Origin of the sequence: Aquiflexum sp. (assembly GCF_041749095.1) — a bacterium.
Lineage (GTDB): Bacteria > Bacteroidota > Bacteroidia > Cytophagales > Cyclobacteriaceae > Aquiflexum.
Map to the genome: position 1 here is coordinate 1 of NZ_JBGTCA010000096.1, position 6,809 is coordinate 6,809.

Annotated in this window: 9 protein-coding genes; 8 read left to right on the forward strand and 1 reads right to left on the reverse strand. The window is 39.6% G+C overall.

Translation table 11 applies throughout. From position 1 onward, the window contains the following. The 6 genes from ACEW8O_RS05075 to ACEW8O_RS05100 all read left to right on the forward strand — a co-directional run. On the forward strand, positions 1–309 hold a 309-nt coding region (locus ACEW8O_RS05075), incomplete at its 5' end, for an NAD(P)-dependent oxidoreductase (RefSeq protein WP_373493537.1). Positions 310–467: 158 nt separating this feature from the next. Next, a complete protein-coding gene (locus ACEW8O_RS05080) occupies positions 468–1,181 on the forward strand; it encodes an SDR family oxidoreductase (protein ID WP_373493538.1) in 714 nt (237 codons plus the stop codon). Between the two features lie 277 nt (positions 1,182–1,458). Next, positions 1,459–2,133: an ABC transporter ATP-binding protein gene (locus ACEW8O_RS05085; protein WP_373493539.1), complete on the forward strand. Its 675-nt coding sequence runs from the start codon at positions 1,459–1,461 to the stop codon at positions 2,131–2,133. 1 nt (position 2,134) lies between these two features. Further along, positions 2,135–3,469 carry a TolC family protein gene (locus tag ACEW8O_RS05090; protein ID WP_373493540.1) on the forward strand — a complete coding sequence of 445 codons (1,335 nt, stop codon included), beginning with the start codon at positions 2,135–2,137 and terminating at the stop codon, positions 3,467–3,469. A 72-nt stretch (positions 3,470–3,541) separates the two neighbouring features. Continuing rightward, positions 3,542–3,961: an antitoxin Xre/MbcA/ParS toxin-binding domain-containing protein gene (locus ACEW8O_RS05095; RefSeq protein WP_373493541.1), complete on the forward strand. Its 420-nt coding sequence runs from the start codon at positions 3,542–3,544 to the stop codon at positions 3,959–3,961. Between the two features lies 1 nt (position 3,962). Then, positions 3,963–4,439, forward strand: coding sequence for an RES family NAD+ phosphorylase (locus ACEW8O_RS05100; RefSeq protein WP_373493542.1), 477 nt, complete (start codon positions 3,963–3,965; stop codon positions 4,437–4,439). Between the two features lie 11 nt (positions 4,440–4,450). Here the strand turns inward: ACEW8O_RS05100 and ACEW8O_RS05105 are convergent, their stop codons facing one another. After that, entirely contained in the window at positions 4,451–5,605 is a 1,155-nt protein-coding gene (locus tag ACEW8O_RS05105; protein ID WP_373493543.1) for a hypothetical protein, read from the reverse strand. A 542-nt stretch (positions 5,606–6,147) separates the two neighbouring features. Between ACEW8O_RS05105 and ACEW8O_RS05110 the strand changes: the two genes are divergently transcribed. Together ACEW8O_RS05110 and ACEW8O_RS05115 are read left to right on the forward strand one after the other, a co-directional pair. Then, a complete protein-coding gene (locus ACEW8O_RS05110; protein ID WP_373493544.1) occupies positions 6,148–6,363 on the forward strand; it encodes a GNAT family N-acetyltransferase in 216 nt (71 codons plus the stop codon). Positions 6,364–6,428: 65 nt separating this feature from the next. After that, a partial coding sequence (locus ACEW8O_RS05115; protein WP_373493545.1) for a hypothetical protein occupies positions 6,429–6,809 on the forward strand: 381 nt, incomplete at its 3' end.

The window sequence follows — 6,809 nt, forward strand, 5'->3', positions numbered from 1 at the left end:
TGGGGTGTCGGAGACAGCAGACCCTATATACCCGCTTGGTTTGCGTGGTTTATAGACAACAGTAACCTTTCTCCTGCCTATCTCGAACATGAAAGACAAGAGGCTTTGGTCAGAAATTCCGGACTGGACTGGACAATTATACGTCCTGTGGTTCTGACCAATACTCAAAAGTCCAAAACTCCGAAGGCAATTTTGAATAATGATCGCAGGCCTGGACTCAAAATCAGCAGAAAAGAAACAGCACAGTTTATCCTTGATGTTCTGATGGATGAAAAGTACGTTCACAAAGCACCGGTGATTTATTCCTGATACCAACTATTGAATATTTGGATAATTCCTCACCAAAATTGGCTGAATAATGATGAACGTTTCAACCAAAATCTTTGAGTTTTGGATTTTACCGAACCGATTTGGTGTTTATTCAGTTTTCTTTTTGAGCATTTTTATTTAACCATATTAACAAGATCATGCAGAACATAGAAAACAAAACCGCACTCATCACCGGCGGAAGTAAAGGAATTGGTTACGGCATAGCCGCAGCCTTGATAGCCAAAGGAATGAAAGTAGCCATCACAAGCCGATCCCAAGATGCAGCCGATAAAGCCGCCGCCAAACTCAATAAAATCGAAGGAGGAGAGGTCATTGGAATTGAGGCTGATGTCAGGGACTTCGATTCTCAGGCAGATGCTGTCAAAAAGGTATTGGATAAATGGGGCCAATTGGACCTCTTGGTGGCCAATGCAGGTATTGGCCATTTTGCACCGGTTCAGGACCTTACTTTGGAGCAATGGCATGAAACCATAGACACCAATTTGACAGGGGTATTTTATAGCCTCAAAGCCGGAGTGGATGCGCTGAAAGACAGCAATGGTTTTTTCATCAGTATTTCCAGCTTGGCAGGGACCAATTTTTTTGCAGGTGGATCTGCCTATAATGCCAGTAAGTTTGGGGTTACGGGTTTTACCCAAGCCGCCATGCTGGACCTGAGAAAGGACGGAATCAGGTTCACTACCATTATGCCCGGTTCGGTGGCCACTTATTTCAATGACCATACACCTAGTGAAAAAGATTCCTGGAAAATACAGATTGAGGACCTTGGACAAATGGTCGTTGACCTGATGCAGATGCATCCAAGGACACTTCCAAGCAAAATTGAAGTCCGGCCAAGCATTCCCGGATAACATCAATCGTCCGACAGCGAACAAAGTTGTTCGGATAAATTTACCCATTTCTGCCCATAATTGCCCTTATACGGACAATTGTGGGCTTTTTTTTGTGGCATGGCTTTGGAAATATGTTCGAAGTCGGAAGTCGGATGTCCGAAGTTTCCGTCATCCGTCATCAAATCAAAAAAAACAATATTTCACCATGGCATAAGATTTTGTCTCATCCTAATTTCTATTGGAACTAGCGTCCCAAGTCTCATGTCTAACATCTCACGTCTCACGTCTAAAAAAAATGATCCAACTTACAAACATTGATAAATTCATTGATTCCCGGTTTCACCGGGTGTTTATTTTAAAAGGAATAGACCTGAAAATCGATCAGGGTGAATTTGTGACTTTTATGGGCCCTTCCGGGGTAGGTAAGTCTACTTTGCTCAATATTATAGGTCTCTTGGATGAAGATTATGAAGGCCAATATTTTTTTGACGATCAATCCATCAATGGGATGAGAGACAGACAAAGGTCAGCTTTGCATAAATCTGAGTTCGGCTATATTTTCCAGGCTTATCACCTTATTGATGAATTGACGGTTTATGAAAATATCGAAACCCCACTTCTATATAGAAATGTTTCGGGCTCGGAGCGGAAAAGCATCATAGCGGATATTCTTGACCGATTCAATATGGTTGCCAAAAAGGACCTTTTTCCCGAACAACTTTCCGGTGGGCAGCAGCAATTGGTAGGTATTGCCAGGGCCATTGCGGGCAGGCCAAGGGTATTGTTGGCCGATGAGCCCACTGGTAACCTTCATTCTGCACAGGCAAAGGAAATCATGGAAGTTTTTAGGGAATTGAACAAAGAAGGTACGACCATTATTCAGGCTACGCATTCACGGGAAAATGCAGATTATGGTACCCGTTTGATAGAAATGTTGGACGGAAAATTTGATCAGGACATTGCGATTTAATATGAAAAGGATTCTATTTACTTATTTGGTCTTGGGGCTGTTTATTGGTGAACTCCAAGCGCAGGATACCATTCCGCTTTCTTTTCAGGAGGCTGTAAAAATCGGATTGAAGCAAAACCTGCAATTTCAGTCCCTCAACAATCAGCAGGATGTGCTCCACATGGAAAAGCGGTCTGCTCAAATGGGTCATTTGCCCAGATTGAACTTGAATACATCAGTTTTGCAGACAGTAGGTCAGCAATTCCAGCAAGTGGAAGGTGAGCTTATCGTAGTCAATCGGGTCAACAATATTATCGAAGGTAGAGCCAATGTACAGATGCCGATCTATAATGGTGGCTTGAGAATAAAGAATACTCAGGCTACCCGTTATTTTGAAGAAGCGGGGAAATATGGACTTTCAAGAGCTTCCCAAGAAGTAATGTTCAATATCGCACAACAATACCTTCAGGTATTATTGGATGAAGAATTGTACCGCATTGCGCTGGAAAATCTTGAAAACCAAAAAAGACAACTGGAGCAAATAGAAGGATTTGTAGAAGCCGGATTACGGACACTCTCAGATCAATATAACCAACAGTCTGAAGTGGCAAGATTGGAAACGGTGGCCCTGAATGCCAAAATTCAATGGGAAACGGATCTGTGGACGCTTGCGGAAACCCTACAATTGGGACCCAACAAACTTCCTGCACCTCAACCGGTTCAAATGGAAAATATGGAGAGCGCCTATATGGGTAGAACTTTTGATGAATTGTACGACTTGGCGTTCGAAAATAGACCTGATCTTGTTCAACAACAGCTATTGGAAGAAGGAAATTTGAAAATGGTGGCAGTTTCCAGATCCGCTATGCTTCCTCAGCTTAATGCCTTCTTCAATTACGAGACATTCTTCACTTCTTTGGATGGAAGAAATTTCAGGGATCAGTTTTTCAATTTTTTCCCAAGGCGTATTTATGGTATTTCTTTGAATATCCCGATTTTCAATAATTTTGAAAATAAAGTAGCAGTAGCCAGAAGTAAAATGAACTTGCAAAACCAGCAACTTGAAAAATCAGCCCTTGAAAGAAGGGTGACCCAGGAAACCAAGCTGGCTTATGAAAACTTCAAAGCATCCATCAAAAGAGAACAAACCACAAAAGTCCAATTGTCAGCCGCCGAAGAAGCCCAAAGGGCTATCTCCGAAAGATTCAGGTTGGGTGTGTCCAACTTTGTTGACCTTGCCCAAGCCAATCAACAATTGGTAACCGCCCAATCAGACTATGCCCAATCACTCTATACCTTGTATTTTCAGGAAGTGATTTTGAAATTTGCCTTGGGGGTTTTGGATGTGGAGGTTTAAGAGTTTTGGAAAAAATTCTAATTTTTATAGAAAAAATTCCTTAACTTTCTCATCTTCACATATGTCATTCTTATGAAAAGCAAAGTCATTCAAAAAATAAAGTTAACTAAAGACCCCATCAGTAATTTTGATTTGGTAATTCAAGCCCAAAAAGGGGTCGATGCAGAAATGGCATTTGAAATTTCGGAAACGCTTTTAATGCCGGACGAAGATCTTTCGCTGATTCTTCACTTGTCCACCAAGACTTTGAAGAATTATCAAAAGTCCGAAAAATCCCTTAATCCAATAGCCAGTGAACAGGTATTAAAGCTAAATGAGCTCCGTAAAAAAGGTGAACAGGTTTTTGGTTCAGTTGAAGCCTTTAATAATTGGCTAAAGAAGCCAGCTATTGGCTTAGATGATGCAATACCTTATCAATTCTTGCAGACTAGTGGTGGGATGGATTTGGTAATGGAAGAATTGGATTCGATTGCTTACGGTGATTTCTCCTGAAATGCTGGTTTTTCGCATTTGCTTGGAAAAATATGCATATAACCTCATAGCTTCTGGTAAATCAAATAGATGGAATTCATCTGGGAACTTTGTGATATACACATCTTCCAATAGGGCTTTGGCTTGCCTTGAAAATGTTGTCCACAGAAGCAGTGAGGGACTCAACAGTCTTTTTAAGGTAATGGTAATTCAAATTGATGATGAAGTCCAAACCACAGATATCCCAGAAGAATCTTTACCGGAAAATTGGCATAAAAAAGCATCTTATTCTTTGTGCCAAAAAATTGGGGATGATTGGTATAGAGAAGGAAAAACAGCAGTTTTAGCAGTACCGTCATCCATAATACCGAAAGAAAAAGTTTACATTATCAATACCCGTCATCCGTATTTTTTAAACAATAAAATTCGATTGATTTCAATTGAGGATTTTGTTTTTAGTCCAAGGATCAAATCTGAAAATCCGGATAAATTAGAGTAATCTCATTTTGTTTACCTCTTCTTCACCTCATAAATACTGTATCGGGTAAACTCCTCCTCTGTTTCTTCACTTGTCTCTTCGAGGACCAAGATTTGGTTACCTTTAAATGAGAATATAATATTGCCCTCGGGTTTTTGGATTTCTCCCGGTACTTGTTGGCCATCTTTAAAAACCAAGAGTTTATGTTTTTCCATTACCTTTTTTGTTGAAAAGGGACTCTCTTCTGAATTATTTGCTTCATACATTGCTGGTGTCACTCCCTGAAAATATGATAAAAGCCAGATTTGATTTCCTAAGGACAGGATTTTCTCATTTCTGCCGGACATATAATTCAGTTCATTCACCTTTGGGTCATCCATGGCAGTGCCGATGGGCAAAGGATTGTATTTTTCAAAAGCACTGTGGGTAATTGGAACTCTTCTTTTTAGTGAAAAATCATTATCGATGTCATATACCAGAATGTCATCTGCCAGATGATGCAAAACCACTAATTCATTGCCATCAATAAAAAATGACTTGCCCATTCTCCAATAATAAATGTGTTCTGATTTTTTGTAATAGGAATCTGCCTCATAGGGGATGATGGATTTCATATTACCGGATTCCGGGTACAGAAGAGAAAAATTCTGTAGCGTATCCCTTCCTTCTTCAGTGTAAATCAAAAGATGAGCTGACAGAAAGGTGCTAGGCCCTACCAGGTATCTAGGTTGTCCGTTTTCCATAAAATATGCAGTCCTGCCCAATGGCATGTTTGCCCTGACCGGAAGCGGGGACATTATCCGAATGTTATTGGTCTGATTGTAGTCCTTGTCGTAGCTTAGCAATTGGAAAGGCAATTGAAACATCCGCTCACCGTTTGGACCAAAACTCATACCTAACGGCGTCCAATTGCCCATATTATTGGGGCCGTCTCCCCGACGGTTGACACGCTTGAGTATTTCGCCTTTGGGAGAAATTTCAAGGATATCATTCTCTGCTTCGGAATACCCTAAAAAGATATTTTCTTTTTCACTGAAATCTGTAATCTGCACCCTGGTCAGATTATCAACCCGAAAGGAATCAATTTTTACCAGTTGATAGCCAAGTAACTCCTCTAAAGTATCACTATGTTTTTGGCTGCATGCCACCAACAGGCAAAGCGCCAACAAAAAGCTTGAGTTTCTCATCATGTTTAAGTTTGGATAAAAATATTAATTAATTAGTTTATAGAAAAGAGCTATTTCAAAAAATTTTAAAAATAGATTTATAGATGGGTTGGATTTAAATGCGTTTATAAATTTAAAAGGGCTTAAAAAGGATTACAATTAGACTGGTATTGCTATTTTTGCAATCAAATTTTGCTTGTCAAATTAAACATTGAAGGAAGAAACCTGCCAGGTTTAAAAGTTGTAAATGCAACAGATTCAATGTATATGGGATAAAAAACCTGGCAGGTTTTTAGCCCATTACTATACATGTCAAAGTAGGATTAGATCCTAATGGAAAATCAAACTTTTAAAATTTTAAAGTATGCGGATAAACATCGGGAACAGCTTCTTGAAGTTTGGGAACGCTCTGTATTGGCAACCCACCATTTTTTGAAATCAGAGGATTTTCTATCCATTAAAGCATTGGTAAAATCAATGGATTTCCATGATTTGGAGGTTTATTGTTTAGTCCAAAACAATGCGGTTTATGGTTTTTGGGAGTGGCAGATCAAAAGTTGGAAATGCTGTTTTTATCCCCGGATCTTTTCGGAAAAGGTCATGGAAAAAAGCTTATGGAATTTGCAGTTCGGGAACTTAAAATTGATAAAGTGGATGTCAATGAACAGAACACAAAAGCGGTTGATTTTTACAAAAAGTTCGGCTTTAAAACTTATCAACGAACAGAAAAGGACGATCAGGGAAATAATTATCCGCTGTTAAGGATGAAACTCGAATAGTAAGATAACCCTCAAAAATATAATGTTGGAGGCAACTTTTTCAAGTGTTTTTCCATCATTTAGATATGAAATTGAAATACATAATTCTCATTTTGTTTGCGCCGTTTTGGATGTCGCTGAATATCTATGCCCAGGATGGTACGGTGCATGAATGGCTATCTAAATCAAGGTCCAGCATTGGCCAGGGTGATACCCTAAAAGGGATTGGTGAATTGGAAAATGCCATCAGTCTTGGGCTATTTGATGAGCATGCTATTAGTCAAAGTAGCGTACTGAATTTTTTGGCCGAGGATCCTAGAGGGGTTCATCTGATGAATGGTATCGCTTCCAATAGAAAGCTTCTTTCAGATCCCAAAAATTTAATTGTCGAAACCTCTGACATTCATAGATTTTGGCAATTTTTTGATTCCCTCCATCAGGAAAATGCACCCGAAATATTTCTTGAA